Source organism: Drancourtella sp. An12 (assembly GCF_002160935.1).
GTDB classification, from domain to species: Bacteria; Bacillota; Clostridia; order Lachnospirales; family Lachnospiraceae; genus Sellimonas; species Sellimonas catena.
In genome coordinates this window covers 122,961-145,937 of sequence record NZ_NFLO01000005.1, presented here as the reverse complement: position 1 = coordinate 145,937, position 22,977 = coordinate 122,961, and the positions used below count along the sequence as shown (strand labels likewise).

General features: G+C 47.4%; 22 protein-coding genes. 1 reads left to right on the top strand and 21 read right to left on the bottom strand.

The genetic code is table 11. The annotated features are described in order from the left end of the window. Positions 1-118: 118 nt before the first annotated feature. Positions 119-3,514 carry a carboxypeptidase regulatory-like domain-containing protein gene (locus B5E64_RS07370; RefSeq protein ID WP_087167873.1) on the bottom strand — a complete coding sequence of 1,132 codons (3,396 nt, stop codon included), beginning with the start codon at positions 3,512-3,514 and terminating at the stop codon, positions 119-121. Positions 3,515-3,683: 169 nt separating this feature from the next. Between B5E64_RS07370 and B5E64_RS07365 the strand changes: the two genes are divergently transcribed. Continuing rightward, positions 3,684-4,241, top strand: a complete 558-nt coding sequence (locus B5E64_RS07365; RefSeq protein ID WP_087167872.1) for a hypothetical protein — start codon at positions 3,684-3,686, stop codon at positions 4,239-4,241. A gap of 348 nt (positions 4,242-4,589) precedes the next feature. Here B5E64_RS07365 and B5E64_RS07360 read toward each other — a convergent pair whose 3' ends face one another. The 20 genes from B5E64_RS07360 to rfbD all read right to left on the bottom strand — a co-directional run bounded on the left by B5E64_RS07360 (position 4,590) and on the right by rfbD (position 22,970). After that, positions 4,590-7,328 carry a glycosyltransferase gene (locus tag B5E64_RS07360; RefSeq protein WP_087167871.1) on the bottom strand — a complete coding sequence of 913 codons (2,739 nt, stop codon included), beginning with the start codon at positions 7,326-7,328 and terminating at the stop codon, positions 4,590-4,592. Beyond that, positions 7,325-8,407, bottom strand: a complete 1,083-nt coding sequence (locus tag B5E64_RS07355; RefSeq protein WP_087167870.1) for a bifunctional glycosyltransferase family 2/GtrA family protein — start codon at positions 8,405-8,407, stop codon at positions 7,325-7,327. The genes B5E64_RS07360 and B5E64_RS07355 overlap by 4 nt, the downstream gene beginning before the upstream one ends. Continuing rightward, on the bottom strand, positions 8,352-8,663 hold the full coding sequence (locus B5E64_RS07350; RefSeq protein WP_140398845.1) for a hypothetical protein: 312 nt from the start codon (positions 8,661-8,663) through the stop codon (positions 8,352-8,354). Before B5E64_RS07350 ends, B5E64_RS07355 begins: the two co-directional genes overlap by 56 nt. A gap of 394 nt (positions 8,664-9,057) precedes the next feature. Then, positions 9,058-9,360: a hypothetical protein gene (locus tag B5E64_RS07340; protein WP_140398844.1), complete on the bottom strand. Its 303-nt coding sequence runs from the start codon at positions 9,358-9,360 to the stop codon at positions 9,058-9,060. Between the two features lie 280 nt (positions 9,361-9,640). Beyond that, positions 9,641-10,114, bottom strand: a complete 474-nt coding sequence (locus B5E64_RS07335; protein ID WP_087167867.1) for an HD domain-containing protein — start codon at positions 10,112-10,114, stop codon at positions 9,641-9,643. Between the two features lie 67 nt (positions 10,115-10,181). Further along, the gene (locus B5E64_RS07330) at positions 10,182-10,544 is read right to left on the bottom strand and encodes a VOC family protein (RefSeq protein ID WP_087167866.1); all 363 of its coding nucleotides are present in this window, start codon (positions 10,542-10,544) and stop codon (positions 10,182-10,184) included. 62 nt (positions 10,545-10,606) lie between these two features. After that, positions 10,607-11,212 (bottom strand): ATP-binding cassette domain-containing protein, encoded by a 606-nt coding sequence (locus B5E64_RS07325; protein WP_087167865.1) that lies wholly within the window; start codon positions 11,210-11,212, stop codon positions 10,607-10,609. Beyond that, positions 11,209-12,150, bottom strand: a complete 942-nt coding sequence (locus tag B5E64_RS07320) for an ABC transporter ATP-binding protein (RefSeq protein WP_087167864.1) — start codon at positions 12,148-12,150, stop codon at positions 11,209-11,211. The genes B5E64_RS07325 and B5E64_RS07320 overlap by 4 nt, the downstream gene beginning before the upstream one ends. 11 nt (positions 12,151-12,161) lie before the next feature. Continuing rightward, entirely contained in the window at positions 12,162-12,986 is an 825-nt protein-coding gene (locus tag B5E64_RS07315) for an ABC transporter permease (RefSeq protein WP_242960115.1), read from the bottom strand. Then, positions 12,983-13,975, bottom strand: coding sequence for an ABC transporter permease (locus tag B5E64_RS07310; RefSeq protein WP_330616901.1), 993 nt, complete (start codon positions 13,973-13,975; stop codon positions 12,983-12,985). Before B5E64_RS07310 ends, B5E64_RS07315 begins: the two co-directional genes overlap by 4 nt. Before the next feature lie 38 nt (positions 13,976-14,013). Next, positions 14,014-15,630 carry an ABC transporter substrate-binding protein gene (locus B5E64_RS07305; RefSeq protein WP_087167863.1) on the bottom strand — a complete coding sequence of 539 codons (1,617 nt, stop codon included), beginning with the start codon at positions 15,628-15,630 and terminating at the stop codon, positions 14,014-14,016. Beyond that, on the bottom strand, positions 15,630-16,958 hold the full coding sequence (gene larC / locus B5E64_RS07300; RefSeq protein ID WP_087167862.1) for a nickel pincer cofactor biosynthesis protein LarC: 1,329 nt from the start codon (positions 16,956-16,958) through the stop codon (positions 15,630-15,632). The genes B5E64_RS07305 and larC overlap by 1 nt, the downstream gene beginning before the upstream one ends. Next, the gene (gene larB / locus B5E64_RS07295) at positions 16,958-17,722 is read right to left on the bottom strand and encodes a nickel pincer cofactor biosynthesis protein LarB (RefSeq protein WP_087167861.1); all 765 of its coding nucleotides are present in this window, start codon (positions 17,720-17,722) and stop codon (positions 16,958-16,960) included. The genes larC and larB overlap by 1 nt, the downstream gene beginning before the upstream one ends. A gap of 22 nt (positions 17,723-17,744) precedes the next feature. Further along, positions 17,745-18,503 carry an ATP-dependent sacrificial sulfur transferase LarE gene (gene larE, locus B5E64_RS07290; protein WP_087167860.1) on the bottom strand — a complete coding sequence of 253 codons (759 nt, stop codon included), beginning with the start codon at positions 18,501-18,503 and terminating at the stop codon, positions 17,745-17,747. Between the two features lie 211 nt (positions 18,504-18,714). Next, on the bottom strand, positions 18,715-19,122 hold the full coding sequence (locus tag B5E64_RS07285; protein WP_087167859.1) for a DUF3842 family protein: 408 nt from the start codon (positions 19,120-19,122) through the stop codon (positions 18,715-18,717). Positions 19,123-19,231: 109 nt separating this feature from the next. Next, positions 19,232-20,050, bottom strand: a complete 819-nt coding sequence (locus tag B5E64_RS07280) for a hypothetical protein (RefSeq protein ID WP_087167858.1) — start codon at positions 20,048-20,050, stop codon at positions 19,232-19,234. Positions 20,051-20,108: 58 nt separating this feature from the next. Further along, positions 20,109-20,369 (bottom strand): Txe/YoeB family addiction module toxin, encoded by a 261-nt coding sequence (locus tag B5E64_RS07275; protein WP_087167857.1) that lies wholly within the window; start codon positions 20,367-20,369, stop codon positions 20,109-20,111. After that, positions 20,359-20,628: a type II toxin-antitoxin system prevent-host-death family antitoxin gene (locus B5E64_RS07270; protein ID WP_087167935.1), complete on the bottom strand. Its 270-nt coding sequence runs from the start codon at positions 20,626-20,628 to the stop codon at positions 20,359-20,361. The genes B5E64_RS07275 and B5E64_RS07270 overlap by 11 nt, the downstream gene beginning before the upstream one ends. 161 nt (positions 20,629-20,789) lie before the next feature. After that, entirely contained in the window at positions 20,790-22,091 is a 1,302-nt protein-coding gene (locus B5E64_RS07265; RefSeq protein WP_087167856.1) for a putative ABC transporter permease, read from the bottom strand. Between the two features lie 21 nt (positions 22,092-22,112). Then, on the bottom strand, positions 22,113-22,970 hold the full coding sequence (gene rfbD, locus B5E64_RS07260) for a dTDP-4-dehydrorhamnose reductase (protein ID WP_087167855.1): 858 nt from the start codon (positions 22,968-22,970) through the stop codon (positions 22,113-22,115). Between the last annotated feature and the right edge of the window lie 7 nt (positions 22,971-22,977).

Here is a 22,977-nt window from a genome sequence, read left to right as displayed (position 1 = left end):
GCAACGGCCGTTCCTACTACCTTGACATCTTATTCCCGGATACCGGCACCCGGTTCCGAAAATTTTCGTAGAAAAAGAGAGGCTCAAGTCAAGCCTCTCTTCTGTGTCAATTTCTGTCCTATTTTGTTTCGTCCATAGGAACTGGAATGGCAGCCATCCTTGCGTTTGCATTCGGCTGGTAGGTAATGTCTTCCGTAAACTGGTTGACATCGGTAATGGTATTCGTTGCTGCATCGTAATCGAATACGTGCCAGTTCACACCTGTTTTTCCTGTCGGTACTGGATACGCTTTGTAAAGCTGTCCGTCCAGGTATACTTCCACGATGGCCCCGGACTGGGACATTGCCGTACTCTCAGAGTTTCCACCATTGGAATAGTCATGAACATAAAAGCTGTATGTTCCGGATTCATTCTTTTGATACAGGCTGGTCGTTTCCGGTCCGTAAGAAGTAATGTCATCCACATCCAGATCTGCAATCCTTACAGAATCTTCGTTATGTCTCTTGTTGCCATAATAAATGTGGAAGTAATCGGATCCGTCTGCAGTTGGTCCCAGCAGATGGGAATCCAGGTCTGACGGGGTTTCTCCCCAGGTCAGTACCACACGAAGGTTTGCTGCTTCCAGATCTTCCCCGTTCGGGTTCATGGATGCATTCTGCATACCAAGATCCATTGGGAATACTACGATGTTCTTCGTTACCGTTACATAGCCATCCCGTTCGATGGTTGCGGTGTAGTTGCCGGAAGCCATCTCGATCCGGTAGTCCCCGTATTCGTTTGTTTCTGTTGTCGCAACGACATCGCCGGACGTCTTGTTCCAGCCTCTCCGAAGCGTAAGTGTTGCCCCATGGATTCCTTCGCCTGTCACTGCGTTTGTAATGCGTCCCCGTGCCGAACCGGTCACACCCTCATACTGCTCGTCGATCATCAGCAGCACTTCCGTGTAGTTTTCCTTGTCCTTTTCTACCGTCACATCACATTCAAAACTCTGGTATCCGGCTGCCGTCACCTTGATCTTGTAATCTCCTGCCGGAAGGGACAGTTCAAATCCGCCGTCCTGCCCTGCCTGGGTGCTTCCTGCTGCAGTCGTGCTGTCGCCCTGATATGCGGTAATGGTAGCACCTGTAATGGATGTATTCCGGTCTGCTGCGTCAGCCACCCTGCCGACGATCTTTCCGGTTTCCTCTTCATATGTACAGTGGTCTACCCGTGAGAAGTTTTCAAAGTGCCAGTTCGCTTTCAACGGGCTGTTTTCTTTCTTCCAGAATTCCCAGGTATAGCCAATATCCAGCCAGTCACCGATTACGCCTTCATCCAGGGCCGAAAGTTCCCCGTACAGGAAGACGTTTGCATCAATACACATCAGCTCGGTGTTGCGGATCAACAGTTCCCCGCTGGCTTCCGGGCCTGCAGAAACGCCAAAATCAATCAAATCCCAGCGCTTGCAGACTTCCAAAAGTCCGGAAAGGCTCGGCCCGATTTTTGCAGAGCCGGCCAGTGCTTTGAAGTCCACATCTGCTTCCAGGGAATCCACTTTCCGCAAGCGGTTATTTAATACCTGGACGCCGGTTTCACCGTCAATATTGCAGACAACTTCAATCTTGCCGCTGATCTCATACTTGATGCCAATCTGGGCATAAATTGTGACACCAGGGATTCCGGCAATCGGAAGTTTTCCAAGTTCCAGCAATCCGCCATTCGGGATATAATCATCCGGAACATAAGACCCGCCGTCTTTCTTGACCTCATATCCGCCGGTAGCTTCGATTGTCAATGGGAATTTCAAGTAAACATCTTTTATGTTAAATCCGCCCCATCCAAGATCCACATCCGCTTTGTATTTGATTTTCGGGAGGTTAATGGCAACATTACCATACAGTTCCCCTTTTCCGATCTTCTTGTGGATTTTGAAGTTGACTTTTCCTGGTGCTGCAAGGGAACCTTCCACGTCCACAACATTCACCCTGGCTGCTTTTGCCATGGCCGGTGCTGCTTCCGTAAATGTCACGCCCTCTGCCGGAATGAATCCGGACATATCCGCTGTTGCGGTTCCGGATGCAGTAATCTCATCCAGTGTTTCCTGGATATCCGGCTCCGATGTTTCCACAACAACCGCCCCATCCGTTTTCTGGACAGTGACCGCTTTGTAAGGGGTCTGGTCCGGCAGGATAAAGATGCTGCCCTCTGTTATCATATCCCCGCCGGATGTAAAGGTGATAGTTGTCCCGTCCATCGTATACTCTGCATCTTCCGGGATGATGATAGCATCCTCGTCATAAACCACCTCTCCGGTATTTTCCTCCGGAGTTTCCACGTTTGCGATTTCCCGCACCTTAGAAAGTGCCGCATCTGCTTCTGCCTGTGTCAGTTCCTCTGCTGGACGGAAAGCTTCGTCTGTCAGCTGGAACAGTTCCATTGCAACCGCCGTTTCCACCTCCTGCTTGTAGGTGATGGCTGCTGCATCGGCACACGCGATGTCCTTTACTGGCTGGAATCCCAGTGCCTTCACTGCGGTATAAGCCGCAAACTCACGGTCTGCCGGTGCATCCGGACGGAATTCTGTTCCCATTTCCGGAAGAAGCTGGTTCGCATATGCAAGCAGGATCTGGTTTTTCTTTGCATGGCTGTCGATATCTGTAAACGGCAGTGTTTCGTTGTCATATACCACTTCCGTTTCCGGTGCATTGACCGCTGCCAGCAGTTCATCAATCCATCGTGCCCTTGTCAGTACTGCTCCGGAAGGAGCTACTGTCTCCGGAAGGGAATAGCTGATATCTGCAGTCAGGGTGTATGATTTGTCCCCCAGCACTACGTCTGCTGCAACCTGCAGTCCACCCTGTCTGGAATCTGCCGCCTTCACTGGAAGCACACCGATGACGTATGGTCCTACCAGGGCTGCTACTAAGAGCAGGGAAAGAAGACCTTTTCCTTTTTTCTTCCGGATGCAGACAATCAGGATCACGCCTGCTGCTGCCATGCATACGACAATGAAAATGACCGGATTTGCGGAGTCCCCGGTGTCAACGGCATCTGCATCCTCGGAAGAAGGGGTAGTTGTCTTGTCTCCTCCCTTGGATGGGTTTCCGCCATTGTCATTCTGGTCTGGATTTGGGGATGGGTTCTTGTCTCCGCCATTCTGGTTGGATTCTTCCCGATCCCCACTGTCTTGGGATCCGCCGTTGTCCTGTGTTTTTGCTGCTTTCACTGTGTACTGAAGTGCGGTTTCTGAACCCGGTGCCAGCGTTTCCTCTTCTTTGGTCAGTGTGTCCCCCTCTTCCAGGCTGAGGCCTTCTGGAAGGACGCCCTGAATCCGTACCTTGCTGACCGGCTCATTCCCGGTGTTCTGCAAATGCACGGTGACTTCCGCTGAAGTCTTGTCCTTGGAAACTTCTGCTGTGATCTCTGCTGTCACGTCTTCATTGGACTTTGCCAGTGCCACGGTCGGCATACAGGCTGCAGTCAGAATCAATGACAGCAAAAGAAGGGGCAGAAATTTCCTGCCTTTTGTTCTCATTCCTTGTTTCCTCCTGTTATTCCATATTGTTAGACAACTACATTCTTAATTATAAATTCCAGCTGACAGGAGTTCAATGTGAGAAAGTTCCAAAAATGGATTCTGAAATTTTACGTTTCTGACAAACTTTGTTATACTATAACAAAAAAATCAAAGGAGGGATGAATCATTGAAACCACATATCCCAAAACACGATCCCCGCTACCGTAACATCCGTCCGGAGGAGCTGCATAAAAGGACGCTCTATGAAAGTGAGGTGGAAGTGATCCAGAATCTGAAAAAGAACCTGAACGGGACATCCACCGTTGCCGGCTGGTTTGCTTTCTTCATGGGTCTTGCATTTCAGGGGATCAGCCTCTACCTGGTTTCCCTCGGGCAGTCCAGTACAAAAGACGTTGTGGGTCTGGCAGTCGGCACCCTGATCTTCTGGCTGGTGGGTGGACTCACTCTCCACAGCCGGATCCCGAAGCACGCTTCCATCACTCATACCCAATACGGCATCGTTAACGGAAAATGGCCGTCCCCTGCAAGAAGTGGAAACACCAACGGCCGGACCTACTATCTGGATGTAATCTTCCCGGATACCGGCACACGGATCCAGAAGGTGATCTGTAGCTATCAGGACTACAAACGTGCAGAGAGAGGGCAGCAGGTTCTGGCTGTGGTATTCGAGGGGAAACGCGGCAGAAACGTGTATGGCTCCATTTTTACCCGACGTAAAAAATGATCTTACTTGGATGATCTTCTGGATATGGACTATTTTCTGAACGAAGATGACCCTTTTGACGACGTATTTGGCGAAGAAGGTTTTTATATACTTTAACCCTATTACCATCTTAATGTCATGTCCACCTCCCACGTTTACCTGATATCTATTTGATAAACGTGGGATTCTTTTTGACCTTCTTAAAAATCGGAATTTCCCATCTTCAAAGCCGAAATTTTTCGTAGAAAATTTAACAGCATAAGCAGGCTGATATTTGCCTATATAGAGTTTTAAACTCTTTGCCCTGGATCACTTAATGCTAATTATCTTTCAGTGGGTATACCCCACTTCTGTTCCACACAGCATTTTCTACATCAGCTGTTCCAGTATGTACCGCACTTTCATCCAGAATGATAAGAACATCGTATTCTTTTTTTTTTCATCCATATTACCCGCATCCAGCCGCTCTGTCACCTCCACATTCGGCGCGTTTAAAAAGTATCTGCTCACATAGTAAACTTCCCCGTTTGAAACCTGGCCTTCGCGGTCAGAAGCCGCCACAAAATATTTCCGTTGATCCTCTTCTTCCTGCCACCGGTCACCCGCCAGTGTTTCCATTCTGCCGGCCAGAGACTGAGAATAGTTACTCTGAATGTAGAGAAGGCCATTGATTTCTGAATACAGAAAATTGACTCCGATCATCATGGTCGCCAGCACCATGTACTGATATCTCAGCTTTGCCGCAGGAGAAGAAAACGCACGATAGGTTCCGTTGCCCTCGATCCGCACGGCAAAAGAATGTTCCATGTCAATGGTCGCCTGCATAAAAAGCAGACCCGCAGCCAGGACCATGATGCTGCACGCATACCGGTCAAATCCGGCCAGGCGAACCGCTTCTTCCTCCGGCATAGAAAAAAGGTAAAGTCCAAGAATCCCTATATGATACAGAATCGCCATAAGGTCAACCACAACCAGTACTCTTCCAAGTTCCCACTGCTTTTTCAGAAAAATCCGGACGAACAGTACAGCCAGGACAGCGGCAATATTACATAGAAAAAATGCCAAAATAACTCTGTTAGATGTAGAAAACGCAGCTTTTACAAATTCCTCTGTAATCTGTCCGTACTGCTCTTTGGATACCGCTAAGCTTTCTTGTTTTCCAAAAGCCAGCTGGAATTTCTGTTCAATCCCGGAAAACCGACAGCGGACGTAGAGATTCCAGACCACATACGGGATCAGCGATAAACAAACAGTCATGCATACGGTCATCCACGGATCCATCTCTTTCGGGAGGGAATGCTCTCTGTCATGAATGATCTGCATCCAGTTTTGGAACGATGTTTCCTCTTTTGGAGTCACTGTTGCCGCATAATAAAACGCTTCTGGCGTCTGTTTTACATACACGAATTCCGCCTTCAGATCTGCATGATAATCATTGCCCTGAACAACAATCAGAAATTCCTCTCCTTTTTCCATCGGAATGTATTTGTCCAGCAGGAAGGCAATTCCATTTTCTGAGACATCAAAGGTTTCTCCTTCCTGCCAATTCCCGTGAACATAGATTTTTACGTTCTCTTTTGCCATGATTCTTTCAAATTTGCGTTTGGAATCTCTGCCAAGCATAAAAAATACTGCGTAGGTCAGTGCGATCAGATTGTATAAAAGCCAAAACAAGATAACACTGCTGAATAAAAGTGCCATTCCGTACTTCCCTTTCACATAGCGGATAATCGCTGCGATGCTCAATACGATCAACGCTCCATGTGGAAGGATATACCAGAAAGAGGTAGTTTTGTTACTTGTCTTTCTCTTCTCTGTTACCTTAAATGTCTTCTGCTGAATTCCAATAGACTCCAAAAGCACCGGAAATATAAGATAAGGTGCAAGAATCGTGTCTATGATCTGACTCCACCGCATGTTTCTGATGTTGGTACTCAGGTAGCGCATGGACATGCTGGAGCATAAATGAGATGGAAGCCAGAAAATCATCAGTTCCCAGAAGCCGCATCTCGCCAACTGGAAATCAAATAATGCAAACAGGATCGGAGCCAAAATAAAGATCATTCTGTTAAAGAATGACCACCAGTAAAAATACGCATTGAGATAGGAAAGATTTCCGGCAAGGGATAATTTCCTTGTAAACACAGCATTGGTATTTCGTATACTCTGGATGACGCCCCTGGCCCAGCGGATTCTCTGCCGGATCATACTTTTTACCGTTGTGGTAGAAAGTCCGGATGCCAGTACTTTTGACGTCGCATATGTAATGTATCCCGCCTTTTGCAGTCGTATGCTTGTCTCAAAATCTTCTGTAATTGTTCCATATGGAAATCCACCGATTTCTTCCAGCGCTTTTCTTGAGATTACCGTATTGCTGCCGGTATAAGCAGCGGAATTGGAAGAGTTTCTTAAAATATTGATCTCCCTCGAGAAAAAATCCTGCTCGTTTGGAATGTCTCTTTCCGAATACAGGTTAAACTGAAATAAATCCTGATTATAAAAGCTCTGCGGTGTCTGAATCAGCCCAACTTTTTCTTTGTTCTGCAGAAAATAAGGAACCGTCTCCATAAGAAATTCTTTTCTAGGGATCATGTCCGCATCAAAAGTAGCAATCAGAGGCGAACTTGTCTTTGAAAGTGCGTGATTGTAATTTCCTGCTTTTGCATGCACATTGTCAGCAAGCCCGAGGTATCCCACTCCCAGTTTTTCTGCAAGATCAGCGATCTCCTGTCTGTTTCCGTCATCGCATACGTAAATATGTACTTTGCTTTTGTCCGGATAGGTAAGATAGGTACAGGCATTGATCGTGGTGTACAGCAGTTTCTCAGACTCATTATGCGTGGCAATAAAAATATCTACATCCGGAAACTGTTCCCTCGGTACATCCGGAAATTCCAGTTGTCTTCCTTTAAAGCGCATCTTGCTCGCCATCAGCTCAAATACTCCAAGCGTTGTCACAGCCTCTGCTATAACCAGAAGAATTCCAAAAAAGAGCTGTAAGGGTGTCGTCTTCCACGGCAGTGTAAAGAAAATTCTCCATATCAGATAAATACTGGAAAAACAAAAGGTGAGCGCAAAACATAAAATTCTCTTTTTTTCTAAACTCATTCTCTTACACGCTCCGTTCTCAAAAACACCCAGCTTTTCTGTATTCTGTAAGACACAAAAAATAAAACAGAATCACAGACTATTTTACTGGTTGCAGGGTTGATATGTAGAATCCGGTTCATTCCGAATACACTGACAGCGGATGCTGCTGTAAGAGCACAGCACAAAAGCGCATAGCGCATCAGCGACTGCGATCGGGTTTTGCTTTCAAATACGAGATGTCGATTCATCATATAATTTGCTCCGGCAGACGCAATTCTTGCCACCATAGTTGCGGCAAAAACCGTGTGTAAACCAAACATCCCTTTTCCGTTCCCTGTCATGTTCAGCATAAGCCAGAACAAACATACATCCAGCAGGGCACATAAAAAGGACGACAGACCAAACTTGCCAATATTGGAAAAAAGCGCTCCAAGCACTTCGAAGCTGTCACGTACAGGGTGAAAATGAGAGCCGGGATTTCCGTCCTGATAAATCGTCCGGATCGATTCTGTCCGGATAGGAATCTTATTTTGAATACATGTCAGCAGCACCTGCATCTCATATTCAAACCGGGTGCCGGAAACTTCCAGCATCAGCCCTAAAAGACTTGTATCAAATGCGCGGAAACCTGTCTGCGTGTCTGAGAGCCATCTGCCGCTCATCATCCACAGGAAAAAGGAAGTTGTCCGGTTTCCGATCAAAGAGCGAAAAGGAATATTTCCACCGCTAAACGCTCTGCTTCCCAGTAGCAAAGTCCCCGGATATCGGTTCATTTTTTCACAGATTGCAACAACATCTTCCACAGCGTGCTGTCCGTCACAGTCCACACATACAATGTGATCGCCCTCTTCCGCCTGCTCTTTTACGTACTGAAACCCTGTTTTTAGCGCTGCTCCTTTTCCTTCGTTTTTGTGATGCGTCAACACCACACAATTTTCCATGTGTTTCAGCGTTTGAAACACTGTCTGATAGTTCTCTCCGGAACCATCATCTATCACCACAATATATGGATTTTGCATTTCTTGAAGTTTTCTAACATAATCACAAAATTCTAATTCCGGCTCCAAAGCCGGTATAATGATATAGGTTTTTTTCATCCCGCTCTCCTTTTATTCTTTTGCTTTTCAATTCCATCTCCTGCTGCCCGGACAATTTTCTCTGCTCATGGACGCTTTCTCCGGAGCACTGTGCGTCCGCCCTTATAGCAGCGTATTCACTGGAATCCGTTTTTACTGTGACATAAAAGGACAACTGTCTTTCGTTAAACTCCGGCGTATCATCCTCTATGCTAAGAAAAATCTCCCCGGAGCTTTTTATCAGCCAGATCGTTTCCACTTCCATTAACTCATCCAATGATATCAAGTCTCTCCCGTAAAATCAAATGGAAATTAATGGAAAGTGAATATTTAATTATTTTTTAAATTTTTATACAAATATAAAAAGCTGGAAAAATTTCACTTCTCCAACTATTTATGCTATGATAACGAATAAGGCTATAAATCAAAAAAATCCGGAAGGAAAGGTGGTCTGGAGCCGGATGGTGACAGGTGAGTGCTTTATAACGGATGAGGGGCGCCGGGAGATTTGCGATGCATTACCGACACCGCTTCATACAGCGGAACCGAAAACTTTGATGAAAACTGCGCAAAGGCCTCTGTAATTACGAAGGATATTACTGTGGCATTGTTGGAGGAAATGAGGAAGAAGTAATAATACGCCAGAGGTCAAAGACCATCCGGCGTATGGTTTATTTCCTGTTTTCCATCGTGCTTTCAGATTCAATTACTCGATACCCTATCACCGCAATGACTTCGGAATCCCTGGTCATATAAGCGACTTCCCTATGTGACGCCCTTAAATCGGCCGCTGCCTCTTTCTGAAAATGAGACAGTTCGATCTGATTTGAATCGAAAAAGATTTTGTACTCTTCTGAAACGTTTCCTTTTACAGACTGATAGAATATCTCCTCAATTTCTTCTAAAGAAATTTCATCAGCAGAAAGATAGCCAAAAATATCCGTGATTTTAAAATTCTGTGTCGTAGTCATCATTATATTCCTCCTTTATGTCCATTCTCCTGCCACTGGAAATATTAACGGGGTAAAAATTGTTCATTTGGCAGATTTTCTGTTGAGCAGAGAATACTAAAGGGTATGACATTGCATCATACTGAAAAGTGAACATCCAGAGCTCTCTTTTGTAGATAATTTCTGGATGTTCACTCTTTTTTATTTATTATGCAAGGCTATCGTATTAAGAGATGTAAATGACGCAATTATTCAAAACTAAATCCAATAAACTGGCACCTTTTTATCGGGCACAATCGATAATTTAGCTTGGATCAAGCCTCAATTCTTCAAGTAGCTGTCGATACCGTACCTTCTCCTGCTCTGCAACTGGAGAATACGGATTATAAAAGCAGTGATCCATCACATCCGCATCTTTTAATAATTCAGCGTAAACATCATGAATGGATCTTTTATCGCTGTGATGAGAAATGGCAGTTACAATGAGCTTGATTTCTTCATCACTGTACTCTCCCATTTCTTTCAGGAGTCCTTCTGCCTGCACAGCTCCTTTAATAGCATGTTCTTCGCTGTTTCCTCCCGTCATATAATAAATATCGTGCAGCATGCCGCAGGTGGCGGCAAGTTCGGGATTTAACTTTCTTTTTAGTGCAAGTAATGTACAGAACTTAGAGACACCGTACATATGGGCAGTAAAATTGCAGATCAGCTGTGGATCATTATTTAGAATCAGTGCATTCATACGAATACGAAGTTCTTCCAATCGATTTCTTTTCACTCGTTTTTCTCCCTGTCCTTTTGAATGTCATATGACTTTTGCATTAAAAATGAACCGGAAAGAAATTTTACGCCGGAACAATCTCGATCCAGTATCCGTCTGGATCTCCGATAAAATAGATACCCATCTCCGGATTTTCAAACAGGATCACTCCCATTTCTTTATGTTTCCGGTATGCTTCTTCGTAATGATCTGTTGTGAAAGCAAGGTGGAATTCTTCCTCTCCCAGATCGTATTTTTCTGTTCTTTCTTTCAGCCAGGTCAACTCAAGCGTAAAGGAACTCTTGCCGTCTCCGAGGTAAACAAGGATAAAGCTTCCGTCTTCGGCTTCCTTTCTCCTTACCTCTTTCAAACCCAGAGCCTCTTCATAGAATTTCAGGCTCTTTTTCAGATCGAGAACATTAAAATTAAAATGATTAAATGCGAACATGGTATTTCTCCTTTCTGAATCTACCATACCTGTTTTTTAGAAAAATGTCAATGCATAGAAATCTACGGCAGCGTTTCTATTCTCGTACAGACTTTTTGGAGCAGGGCGTCATCGTGACTTACGATCAGCATTCCCAGAGCTCTTTGTTTCCCCTCTTCCAGCAGGAAATTCCATATCTGCGCCTGGGTGACAAGATCCAGCATGGCCGTAATCTCATCGCAGAGGAGAAAGCGGGTATCCGGATGCAGAGCCCGGGCAAGGCAGAACCGCTGCAGTTCCCCGCCGGATAATTCCGACGGATACCGTTTCAGCCACCCCTCTTCAATATGAAGTTCCTTCAAAAGCCGTTCCTCCGGCTTTCCTGCTTCGTTCAAGGTAACACCAAGCTGTAACAATGGATCCACTACCGTTTCAGGATGCTGCCATACCATCTGAACCGGACAGACGCCGCGAAAAGAGGAAAGTGCCTTTCCATTCAGAAGGACCTTCCCCTGCTGCGGCTTTTCATATCCTGCCAGAAGCCTGCACAATGTCGTCTTTCCACGGCCGCTTGGTGCTCTCAGGCCTATGCGCTCTCCGGAAGTAATTGACAGGCTGTAATCCTGCAAAATGCACTCCTGTTTTCTTCTTCGATAGGAAAATGTAAGGTGTTCTGCCTGCAGTATCATTTTGCCTCCTCCTTCCCCGGATACAGACATCGTACCAGTCCGCCCCGGTATGGTTTCAGTGAAATCTGATCTGCCTCCCGGCAAAGTATTGTGCACTTTCTGCACTGCCGCGCAAACGGGCATCCTTTCGCCATTGTTCCCGGATAAGGCTGCGATCCTGGAATCGGATGAAATCCATGTTCCGGCATGGCATGCCATAAGGATTTTGTAAACGGATGCCGGAGTTTTTCTACATCCTTAAAATCTGAAGCATCCGCTTCTTCTATAGTCTCCCCGGCATAAAATACTGCAACCCTGTCCGCAACAGTCAGGGCAAGTTCCAGATCATGTGTGATAAAGAGGATACCGGCTCCTTCCTCAGCCAGCTCCCGAAAATGCCCGAGAATTCTTCCAGCCGCCTTTTTATCCAGTCCCGGTGTGGGCTCGTCGGCAATGATCAGTCTGGGAGATTCGGTTACTGCCGAGGCAATCAGTACCCTGCGTGCCATACCGCCGGAAATTTCAAACGGATACTGCTCCTCGATCTCTTCCTTCAGCTCATACCGCTTCAGCGCAGCCCGGCACCGTTCCCGGATTCCCGCATCTCGTTTTCCTTTTCTGATCTGCGGCCCGATCTTCATCAGTGGATCCAGATACGTGACGCCCTGCGGGATCAGCATAATCTCCCGCCCCCTGAGGGCTTCTGCCCGCTCTTGTGTCAGAGGCCGGCCGTCATATTTCAGTGTTCCACTCATCCGGCTGTTATAAGGCAGGATGCCCAGAATACTGTGAGCCAGCAGACTTTTTCCGGATCCGCTTGCTCCCACTGCGGCGACAATCTGCCCCGGCTCGATCTGCAGTGACAGATCTTTAATTACAGGGAGCTCGCGCTTATGAATGCCGCGTTCGTATTGTATAAACGTAATAGACAAATGGGAAATTTCTAAAATCGGTTCCAAAATATTCCTCCTTACTCATGTGCACTGGCCGGGTTCAGCAGCTTCTCCACCCGTTCTCCAAGCAGGGCAAACAGCATCACGACACAAACCAGCGACAGCCCCGGGAACAGTGCAAGCCACCATCTTCCGGTTGTCAGGTAACGCATGCTTTCTGAAAGGATTACTCCGATGGCAGGCTGCTCCGAAGAGAGACCGAATCCCAGAAAGGTAATACTGGATTCATGCAGAATCGCATGCGGGAACAACAGAATCAGCCCGGTTACAAACTGCGGAAGAAGGTGGGGAATCATATGGTTTTTTACGATCTGCATCTTTGATACGCCCAATTTTGAGGCCGTCAGAATATATGGCGCTTCCCGAAGCTGCAGCACTTCCCCGCGGATAACCCGCGCAAGAGAAGTCCAGTGGCTCAGGGCGACACCGGCAACCACTCCGGTAAATCCCCGCCCGCAGGCGATGGAAATAAGCATCACCAGAAGGATATGCGGGATACCCATCATCAGATCAATCCACCAGGAAATCACTGCATCTGCTGCTCTTCCCAGAACTGCGCAGGTCGTTCCAAGAATCAGGGCAATCAGGGCGCTTACCGCGGCTGTGAGTAGTCCGATCCGGATACTAAGCGACAGTCCCGCCAAGGTCCGGGCAAACATATCTCTCCCCATCCAGTCGGTGCCAAATAAGAATTCTCTGGAAGGCGCCAGATTCTTTCTTGCAAAATTTGTCTGGACAGCCTGATCCTTCAGAAGCATTCCCGCTGCGGTGATCAGAATGAGCACTCCGGCCGTCACAATCAGAAACAGGATCGTATTTCTTCTTTGATTCTGTGGTTTCATAACTTTGCGGCCCTCCTTCGGATTTTTGGATCGATGACACCGTAGAGAAGATCCGCTGCCAGATTTCCGGCAAAGACAATCGCCGCCGTAATAACGGTAATGCCAAGAAGCAGCGGAAGGTCACTTCCCAGACCTGCGGTAACCGCCGCCTGTCCAAGCCCCGGATAGGAAAAGACCTGTTCCACCAGAACCGACCCTCCGATGATTTCACTGATGGATACAAACTGCAAAGTCATGGCAGGAAGCGAGACATTACGCAGTCCGTGCCGCAAAAGGATGGATGTCTGCGATTCCCCTCTTGCTTTTGCGAAAAGTATATAGTCCGATGACAGGACTTCGATCAGTTTTTCTCTCGTGTGCAGGGCAATGTTCGCTACTCCGGTCATGCTTAGCGTAAGAACCGGGAGAATCCCGTGACGAAGCCGGTCAATGAACGTGACCGAATCCGCCTGAAGTCCCATCGGAACGGCGAGACCTACGGGCAGCCATCCCAGTTCCACCGCAAAGATCATCAGAAGTAAAATGGCAAGCCAGAAAGCCGGCGTACTGGAAATCAAAAGGCAGTATCCCCGGATCGCCCGGTCCGGCCATCGATTCCGGTAAGCCCCTGCAAGCATGCCAAGAACCAGTCCAAGGACCCCCGAAAAGATCCAGGCGGCCGCCATCAGCCCCACTGAATTGGCAAGACGCTCTCCTATCACCGTCAGAACCGGCTGACGGTAAAGAAGTGAGGTGCCGAAATCTCCGTGAAGTACGCCGCTCAGCCATCCGAGATACCGCTGTGCCGGAGGCATATCCACGCCCCAGTACGCTTCCAGTTCTGCAATCTGTTCCTGTGTCATGGATCCAAGCGCGGTCTGACCGACATTGGTCTGCAGCGGATCCAGCGGCGAAGACCACATCAGGAGAAAGGTCAGAAGGCTCACTCCCAGAAGGAGAAGCAGCATCCGGATCAGTTTTTTTCCGGCAAATTTCAGTCGATGTTTCAATGCTATCCGTCCTTTCCTTTCGATCTCGTTTTGATCATCTAACTCCAGCTCCACTGATCGACATTATTCACAATGGACCAACCATGTCCATGAGGGTGGATTTTCTGTTCTGCAACCTGAAGTCCGTCCGCTACCCAGTAGAGATGATCAATATTGACCAGCCATACCCACGGAATATCTCCATCCTGTGTTACACCGGTAGTGCCGTCCCACTGGGCTTTCTGCCAGAGATCATAAGATACTTCCAGATCACTGGAGGCAAGTGCCTGATCCATATAGACATCCACAGTGGAGTTGGAATACGGGGAATACTGCGCCAGTCCGGTGTCTCCAATTGTATGGTAAATATTATAAAGCTCCATCGGCGTATGCGCACCCCATCCCCAGATCAACGGATCGGACTGTGCCCGGTCATAAGCTGTATCCCAGCCGACACCTTCCAGCGTACAGGAAATTCCAAGTTCCTTCAGCTGTTCGGCAAAATCAGCCGCCAGCGCCTGCCGCACTGAATCTCCGGTTGCATAGAGCAGATTTAATTCTGCCTTGACACCGTCTTTTTCCCGTATTCCGTCCTCTCCTGTCTTCCATCCTGCTTCGTCCAGAAGTGATTTTGCTTTCTCCGGATCATAAGTGACTTCCGATGCGGAATTATACCACGGCATTTGGTCACAGACACTATAAGCCGGGGATCCATAACCGTTCAGGACATGATCGATCATTTCCTCGCGGTCCACACCAATATTGATAGCACGGCGTACCTGCACATCTGCAGTAAAATCATTTCCGATCGTCTCTCCGGATTCTGTCGTCTGCTCCGGGACAGCCGGAAGATTGAATCCTCTGTTATCCACGCTTTCATATGCGGCAAGGGAATAGCCTTCCACAGTCTGATCGGAGTAAGTCGCAGAAGTATAGGCAAGGTCTACTTCTCCGGCCTGAGCAGCCAGAAATGCCGCGTCCTCTTCCATAAATACAATCGTTACCCTCTGCATATTTGGCTGTTCGCCATAATAGTCCGGATTAGCATCCAGAATGACCTGCTGTCCCTTATCCCACTGTTTCAAGATATATCTGCCGGAACCGATCGGATTAGAACCATAGGAAGCGCTGTCATATGCATGTTCCGGAACGATTCCCACAACAGCCATAGTGTAAGGCCAGATGGAAAACGGCCGTGTCATATGGAAAACAACTGTTGTATCATCCAGAGCCTCTGCATGATCCAGCATGGTAAAATCGTTGACAGAACTGGATTCTTTCACTGTATTATAAGTAAATGCCACATCTCTGGCTGTCAGCGGTTCTCCATCGGTAAACTTTACATCATCCCGGATATGAACAGTCCAGAGCAGTCCGTCCTCACTGACAGAATAATCTGTAGCCAGATCATAATCGATGGTCAGATTCGTATTTGTGACCGTCAGCGTGCTCTGGATCAACGGTTCATGCACATGCTCTCCCGCTCCCCAGCCAAAAGCAGGATCAAATCCGGCTTCCGGCTCCGAGTTGGGATCCATGGCAATCACAACGGAAGAACGATTCTCTGAGGTATTCGACCGGGATTCAGAGGAGGACCCACCGCATCCTGCCATCAGGGAAAGCACTAGCAAACAGGCAAGGAGGGCCGCCGGTTTTCGTTTTACATTGCTTCTCATTATTCTGCATCCTTTCCATGTTCATTTTGCATAGAAGCAAACACTTCCTCCCGTACCTGTTCGCAGGAAATCTGGTGTACTCTTGCAAGCCTGGATACATCGTCAAATTCCGGTTTCATATGAGTCACGCCATATCCACTGGCTTTTTTGACTCTCACCGTCCCCCATTTGGTCTCCACTTCGCTGATTTCCGGCTTCAGAAAGTACTTCCGGCATCTGCGGATCCGAAGCCCATTTGTAGTTGTCTGCGCCAGGATATGCCGTGCCATCTCTTCTTCCTTTTCTGGATCACAGAGAACTGTCAGAACATGTCCTGATCTTCCTTTTTTCATGGTTCCCGCAACCGTATAGACATCCAGTGCACCAAGCTCCAGAAGTCTTGTGCAGGCAAAGGCAAGGGTTTCCGGCGTCATATCGTCAATATTGCATACCAGTTCCGTAATCATGGAGCCGCCCTCTTCCTCTGTTTTTCCCAGAAAGGCACGGACGCAGTTTGCCTGTTCAAACTGTTTGGTGCCGATTCCGATTCCCGTCTTCGCGATTTTCATCATCGGCATTTCCGCAAATTGATCCGCAAAATGTGTCAGAAGCGCTGCTCCGGTCGGGGTACAAAGCTCACCCTGAACCGTTCCGGCATAGACCGGAACACCTGCAAGCAGATTCGCCGTAGCAGGAGCCGGAACCGGCATAATGCCGTGGGCACAACGCACCGTTCCCTTTCCTACATGTACAGGCGATACAATCACCTTGTCCAAATGAAGCAGGAACATGGCGTAGCAGACACCTGTCACATCCGCCACTGCATCCAGAGCACCCACTTCATGAAAATGGATTTCCTCCACCGGACAGCCATGTGCTTTGGATTCCGCGTCCGCAATAGCAGAATAAACGGATTTTGCGTGATTCTTAACCTCTGCCGGAAGTTCCAGATGTTCAATCAGGTCCGCAATATATCCCGGAGCTGCGTGGTGATGAGAATGTCCATGATGATGGTCATGAGAATGATCATGGTCGTGGCTGTGATGATGGTCATCGTGGTGATGCTCCTCATGATGGTGTTCCCCGTCATGTTCATGATGATGTTCGTGACCATGATGATCATGACCGCCGACAGCTTCTTCTTCTCCGTGCACTATTACTTTCATGTGAGTTCCGCTGATACCGCAGGTGGATCCATTTTCAGCTTCCACCCGGACATCCGACAGCCCCAGATGATTCATTGTGTGCAGAAATGCTTCTTTCTCTTTATCCTCCAGAAGTTCGTATAATGCAGCCATCAGCATATCTCCGGCTGCTCCCATATTACATTCGATATAAAGTGTTCTCATTACTCTTCCTCCAATCCTTCCATCTGATTGATTCTGCTGGCAAGATATCCTGCTCCGAATCCATTATCAATGTTGACGACACTGCACCCGGAGGCGCAGGAATTCAGCATGGACAGCAGCGCAGACAATCCCCCAAAGCTGGCGCCGTATCCGACGCTGGTCGGCACCGCAATCACCGGACAGTCCACCAATCCACCGATGACAGACGCCAGAGCACCTTCCATTCCCGCCACGGCAACAATGCATCTGGCGCTCATCAGGTCGTCCAGATGGGATAACAGCCTGTGAAGGCCTGCCACCCCAACGTCATACAGGCGGACAACATGATTTCCCAGGACTTCCGCGGTCAGAGCCGCTTCTTCTGCCACCGGGATATCGCTGGTTCCTCCGGTTGCGACAACGATACGCCCCCTCTTTTTATGTTCCGCCGGATAGGCAATGGCAAGCCTTGCATCCGCATGGTAATCAAGGGGAATCGAATCCGGAAGCTGATTTACGGTTTCCTGGCTGACTCGGGTAATCAGGATGTTCCGGCATCCCCGGTTTCCCATAGCCTGAACGATCCCTGCGATCTGCTCCGGTGTTTTGCCTGCCCCGTAAATGACTTCTGCCGCGCCCTGCCGGACACTGCGATGCAGATCAATTTTGGCATAGTCCAGATCTTCAAATGGTGCTTCTTTTAACTGTAATAATGCCTGCTCCGGTTCAGTTGTGCCGTCTGCCACACTCCGAAGCAACTGTAAAATATCATATTTATTATCCATAATGCTCTCCTTCCCGATGATGTTATACTGATTTGGCCCGCGCTTCCAGATCCAGCAGGATGGATGAAAAGAACGGACGAAGTATTGTCAGGATTTCTTCCCTTTTGGAAAACAGCAGGGGCATCTGTTCTTCTGTAATCTGAAGCCGGGCGCCGCCATCCTCCATCAGTCGGACACGGAAATCATGAAATCCAAGGTTTGCCAACGCCGTCTCCGCTGTCTCTGCTTTCTTCAGAAGTTCCGGTGTAATGGCTGTTCCTGTCGGAATCCTTGTTGCCAGACAGGCGTAAGCCGGTTTTCGGCTTGTAAAGAGCCCTGCTTCTTCGGACAGACGCCGGACTTCGCTTTTTGGAATTCCACATTCCCGAAGGGGCGAACGTACCTCAAGTTCCCGAATCGCCTGCATACCCGGACGGTCATCTGCATCGTCTGACGCATTGGTGCCATCCAGAAGGCAGAAGTAACCATCTTTTCGCGCTGCCGCCCATAGCTGTGAAAACAGCGCTCTTTTGCAGTAGTAGCACCGCTTTGGTCCATTTGCGGCCGCTTCCTGAACGGATAAAATGTCCTTTTCCAGAACAGTCATCGGAATGCCAAGCTCTTCTACAACTCTGCGTGCGTCTTCCATCTCAAAATCCGGCTGAAAAGCCGTTTTCATATAATAAGCATGTACGTCGCAGCCATACTGCTTTGCCGCCCATAAAAGAAATGCCGAGTCTGTGCCGCCGGAAAATGCCACGGCCGCTTTTGGCACTTCACAGAAAAACTCTTCCAAAGTCATCTATTATTTCCTCCTTTTCGACAAAAAAGAAGATATCCGCCTTCTTCTGAAAGCAGATACCTTCCTGGTATCAAAATTTCTATTCTGTATTTTAATTCGTAATTTTTACTGCAAAATTTCTGTTCTATCAGTCGATTGCCAGTAATGCCGTTTCTCTGTCATATGGCACTGATCCGCTTCTGCCGATCATTCCGGCTTCCTGCCGGATTAGTTAGTCTATCAGTGTACCCAGAATCTCAACTGCATTCTGTACATTTTTCGTCATAGAGAGGTCTGTAACGCCGACAATGATATTGTCGCACAGATTCACCGGAATCAGTATCCGCTTCGCATGGCTTTGTCCGACAGCCTGCGCCATAGCCGGGGTGATCTCCCCAAGCATGGAATCTGCAATCACAATTCCCACCGGCCCTATGATCACATCTGCCCTGCGGCATGCAACGATCACAGAATTCTCTCCCGTGGCCGCCTGCGTTGCCCCGGCACGAAGCATGGCATTGGTCGCCGCACTGTTTGCCCCTATTGCAATGATCTCAATGTCCGGATACCGGTCTTTGACTGCGCTTACCAGCTGACGGCCAAGTCCGCCGCCCTGGCCATCTATGATTACCAGATTCAAGTCTGTTCCTCCCTCATGTTTCCATCAATAAATTACAACTATATAGTTTAAACGATTTTGGGAAATTTTGCAATTTTTATTTAGAAAAGCCTCCTCTTTCTTTTACCATTTATTCATTTTGTTCTGCTGCTTCTTTTTCCTGCAGCAGTTCATCCTCTTCGTAGGCCTTATGATCCCGTGGATCCAGCAGATATTTCATGAACTCGCGGTCAGTATATTCCGTTTCCAGAAATTCGCTGAAGCATGGGTAAATCAGGTCGTGGAATCCTTTTTCAAAAAGGTAATCTTCCAGATTTCCTTTGTAATCAGCGTCCTCTTCCCGCTTCTGACGCCACGTATCTGCTGTTTCAGACAATTCCCGTAATGTGATACCATGAATAAACATCCACCACATCTGAAACTTTGCATATGCTTTCTTCCGAAAAACTTCCCGCTCGGACGGCTCCTCCTCACGTGTTTCGTAATGTTTTAAAATCTCCCGATTCCGTGCTGTATCCAGGTAATAACGCTCGAAGCCTTTTCCGAGATTGAGATCACGGATCATGACAACTCCGTCCATCTCCGCAAAGCGGACAGCATCTTCCAAAGACATGTCTGCATCAGCGGATGTATTAATGAACTTTGCTCCATACTGATCCGTATCTATTACGTAATGTGTCGGTCTCGCCCAGAAAGCTTCCATCAGTATCTGTACTTTCTCCGCGATGATTTCGGCTCTTCTGTCTGTATTTCCATATTTAGATCCAACTCTGTTGCGGACCCGGACATAGGCGTATCCGAGAAGTGCCTCCTTGTTTGGAGCCAGTGTCCCGATGATTTTTTTCAGTGCTCTGTTGGCACAGACTCTTTCCCCTTTCGTAATCTCGTCCTGAATCTGTAACAGTCCCTGTTTGACAAATTCATATGTATTTCTGGTAAATCTTTGCATGTTGCTTCCCCCTGTTTATCTAAATGTATTCCTTCTATAACGAAAATATGAAGTGAAATCAATCATCGTGAAAACGACAGGAAAGAATGTAGATATTGTCATCGTCCATGCAATATACCAGCCTGTCTTTATCATTGATCCGGCGGCTCCAGCAACCTTCCATCCTGCCTGTCAGGGGCTCAGGTTTACCGATTCCGGTAGTTCCGTTTTCACAGATATCCGCAATAAGCAGATTGATCTTTTTCAGTGTTTCCCGGTCGTTTTGCTTCTGAAAAAGATAGTCTTTCCACCCATTTTCCGTAAAATGCTTATTCTTCATCTTCTGCCATTCCGATCAGATCATGGATCTGTTCGTTTCCCCTTTTCAACTGTCCGGCCGATTCCAGCAGCCATCTGTAGTTGGATTCCTTCGCAGTCAGATGCATGTTTTCCAGCATATTATTGTACATTTCCTCGGAAATCATTACAACATTCCGGTTTTTCTTTCGGGTGATGATAAGTGTCTCGTAATCATCAGTCACTCTGTCCATACATTCTTTCAGATTGTTCCGCAATTCTGTGTAGTTTATTGCAAGCACACTTTTCACTGTCCTTTCAAGTACAAAATATTGTACTTGTATTATAGTATATGTACATCATGTCGTCAACACAGGAAAAGAATTCCTGAAATCAGTTTTCCAGAGTATAAAAAGGCCGAAGATCACTCTTCGGCCCCTGATTTTTTCGGTTGTATGCCGGCTCACCGTGCGGATTTGGCATTCGGATAAATCTTCTCCATTCTGGCATCGTCAAATCTGGTATCAATCAGTTTTTCAACGGCATTGTCCGGTGTATCACCTTGTGCTCTCTGGTCGTATCTTACAAGAGCAGCGGCTGATACAACCATATTCGCTGCCATAAACAGGATAAGACACCATGTAACAATATATCCTGTGAGTTTTGGTATCTTTTCGATCCAGTCGGATATACGGGGATACAGTACCTTGATCCATATTACTGCAGCGATTCCCCAGAAGAAACAGTAAAGCAGGTTAATTCGCCCGCCCAGATTAAAAGGAATGCCACTGTAATCCCAGAATACTTTTCCGAAAAACAATTCGGCGAAAACACTGCACAGGTACTCATAAGCGCCGCCCAGAAACGTGCCGACCATAAAAAGATACCGGTCCGGCTTCTCTCTGTCCTTATGTAAAAGAATTGTTGCCGCAACAATCGCCATTCCCCAGATGATACTGAACGGCCCCCATACAAGGCTGCTCCGGCTCATCCATACTCCTGCTGTAATCCGGCAGAAAATGGTCTCAACCAGATCCCCGAGAAGCGAACCGATAACGAACAGCCAGAACAGTTTGTAAAATCCGCATCCCTCGGCAAACTGTCCTTCTTTCTCAGCTTCTTCTCTTGCCACCTGGATCAGAGGATAAGCTTTTTCCATTCTTCGCTCTACATGGCCGACAATCAGCGCCGTGAATTTTCCCGTAACAACTGCCACTTTCCGGTTCCAGCGGACTGCGGCTTTTGTCGGCCTGCCAATGCGCAGCGCCGCCGCCGATGACACAGACATATCAACAATAATTCCGGCAAAGGCGATACCGACCAGTATATTCCCAAACGGCCTGGGGATAAGATGAAACAGCCTGGTGAAATCTTCATCTCCGAATTTGACTGCCAGTACACCAAGAACTCCCCAGAGAACGCTGTACTGCAGACAGATATATCCGTCAAAATTCCATTTTTTATCGGAATAGTCCCACCATTTGCGCTGATTCATCCGTTCCAGAATTTTACCGGCAAACCATTCGATCGTCGTAGCAATTATCATGCATCCGAGAAACAGGAAAAACGGCTGATTTTCCAGATCTTCCAGAGAAATAATCATGATCAATGCTGCTGTTCCGTATATAAAACAAAACGGTCCTGAAGAAAATCCCCGGTTTACAAATTTCTTTTTCCGTATGGTTCCGACAATTGTCTCTATGAACCATCCCAGAAAGGAATAGATCAGTACCAGCCATATAAGCTCCGAAAATGTATAATGCATAATTACTCCTGCTGTCTTATTTTATCTTTTGTATTCCTGCTCCATATATTCTTCCAGTGCATCAATCCATGTCGGCATCTTATGTATGCCGAGTACCGTAATCAGAAAATTGTCAAGTACTGTAAAAGTCGGTCTTGCAGAACAGTATTCAGCTTTTCTGGTCGGTACAGGGATTACCCTGACATCTTTTTCCGCAATCCTTACAATCTCTTTTGCGAATTCGTATCGGTTGCAGACACCGCTGCATGTCACATGGTAGGTCCCGTATTCTTCTGTATTGATCAGTTTCAGCATAAATGCCGCCAGTGCATTGGCACTGGTCGGTGAACCGTACTGATCATCGGAGATATAGAGTTCTGTCTTTGTTTCAATTGCTTTTAAAATCTGATTGACAAAATTTGCATCACTTCCGCGCCCAAAGACCCAGTTGCTCCGGATAATGAAATGGTCATGCGCAAATTCCTTGACATAATTTTCTCCTGCAAGTTTGCTTCTTCCATAAACTGTCATCGGATCCGTCTCATCAAATTCATGGTACGGCACCTGACGGATCCCGTTAAACACGTCATCCGTTGACAGCAGGAGAATTCTGGCCTGAACTTTAGATGCTGCAATCGCAAGATTTCTTGCACCGATCGCATTAACTTTATAGGCGTATTCCGGCGATTCTTCACATGTCCCGACGTTTGTGACCGCAGCGCAGTCAAAAATCACATCCGGCCTTTTTTCCTTTGCAAAGTCGATAACCTGATTTAAATTTGTCACATCGACCTCTTCGATATCTGTGTTGATAATCTCAGCGTCCGGCTGATACTGCTTTGCCATATCATTAAGCGCGCATCCAAGCTGTCCGTCCGCTCCTGCAATCCATATTTTCATCTTCTTC

Coding starts and splice junctions, on each gene's coding strand:
- B5E64_RS07370 (WP_087167873.1), bottom strand. CDS start 3,514: ATGAGAACAAAAGGCAGGAAATTTCTGCCCCTTCTTTTGCTGTCATTG.
- B5E64_RS07360 (WP_087167871.1), bottom strand. CDS start 7,328: ATGAGTTTAGAAAAAAAGAGAATTTTATGTTTTGCGCTCACCTTTTGT.
- B5E64_RS07355 (WP_087167870.1), bottom strand. CDS start 8,407: ATGAAAAAAACCTATATCATTATACCGGCTTTGGAGCCGGAATTAGAA.
- B5E64_RS07340 (WP_140398844.1), bottom strand. CDS start 9,360: ATGATGACTACGACACAGAATTTTAAAATCACGGATATTTTTGGCTAT.
- B5E64_RS07330 (WP_087167866.1), bottom strand. CDS start 10,544: ATGTTCGCATTTAATCATTTTAATTTTAATGTTCTCGATCTGAAAAAG.
- B5E64_RS07325 (WP_087167865.1), bottom strand. CDS start 11,212: ATGATACTGCAGGCAGAACACCTTACATTTTCCTATCGAAGAAGAAAA.
- B5E64_RS07315 (WP_242960115.1), bottom strand. CDS start 12,986: ATGAAACCACAGAATCAAAGAAGAAATACGATCCTGTTTCTGATTGTG.
- B5E64_RS07305 (WP_087167863.1), bottom strand. CDS start 15,630: ATGAGAAGCAATGTAAAACGAAAACCGGCGGCCCTCCTTGCCTGTTTG.
- larC (WP_087167862.1), bottom strand. CDS start 16,958: ATGAGAACACTTTATATCGAATGTAATATGGGAGCAGCCGGAGATATG.
- larB (WP_087167861.1), bottom strand. CDS start 17,722: ATGGATAATAAATATGATATTTTACAGTTGCTTCGGAGTGTGGCAGAC.
- larE (WP_087167860.1), bottom strand. CDS start 18,503: ATGACTTTGGAAGAGTTTTTCTGTGAAGTGCCAAAAGCGGCCGTGGCA.
- B5E64_RS07280 (WP_087167858.1), bottom strand. CDS start 20,050: ATGCAAAGATTTACCAGAAATACATATGAATTTGTCAAACAGGGACTG.
- B5E64_RS07275 (WP_087167857.1), bottom strand. CDS start 20,369: ATGAAGAATAAGCATTTTACGGAAAATGGGTGGAAAGACTATCTTTTT.
- B5E64_RS07265 (WP_087167856.1), bottom strand. CDS start 22,091: ATGCATTATACATTTTCGGAGCTTATATGGCTGGTACTGATCTATTCC.
- rfbD (WP_087167855.1), bottom strand. CDS start 22,970: ATGAAAATATGGATTGCAGGAGCGGACGGACAGCTTGGATGCGCGCTT.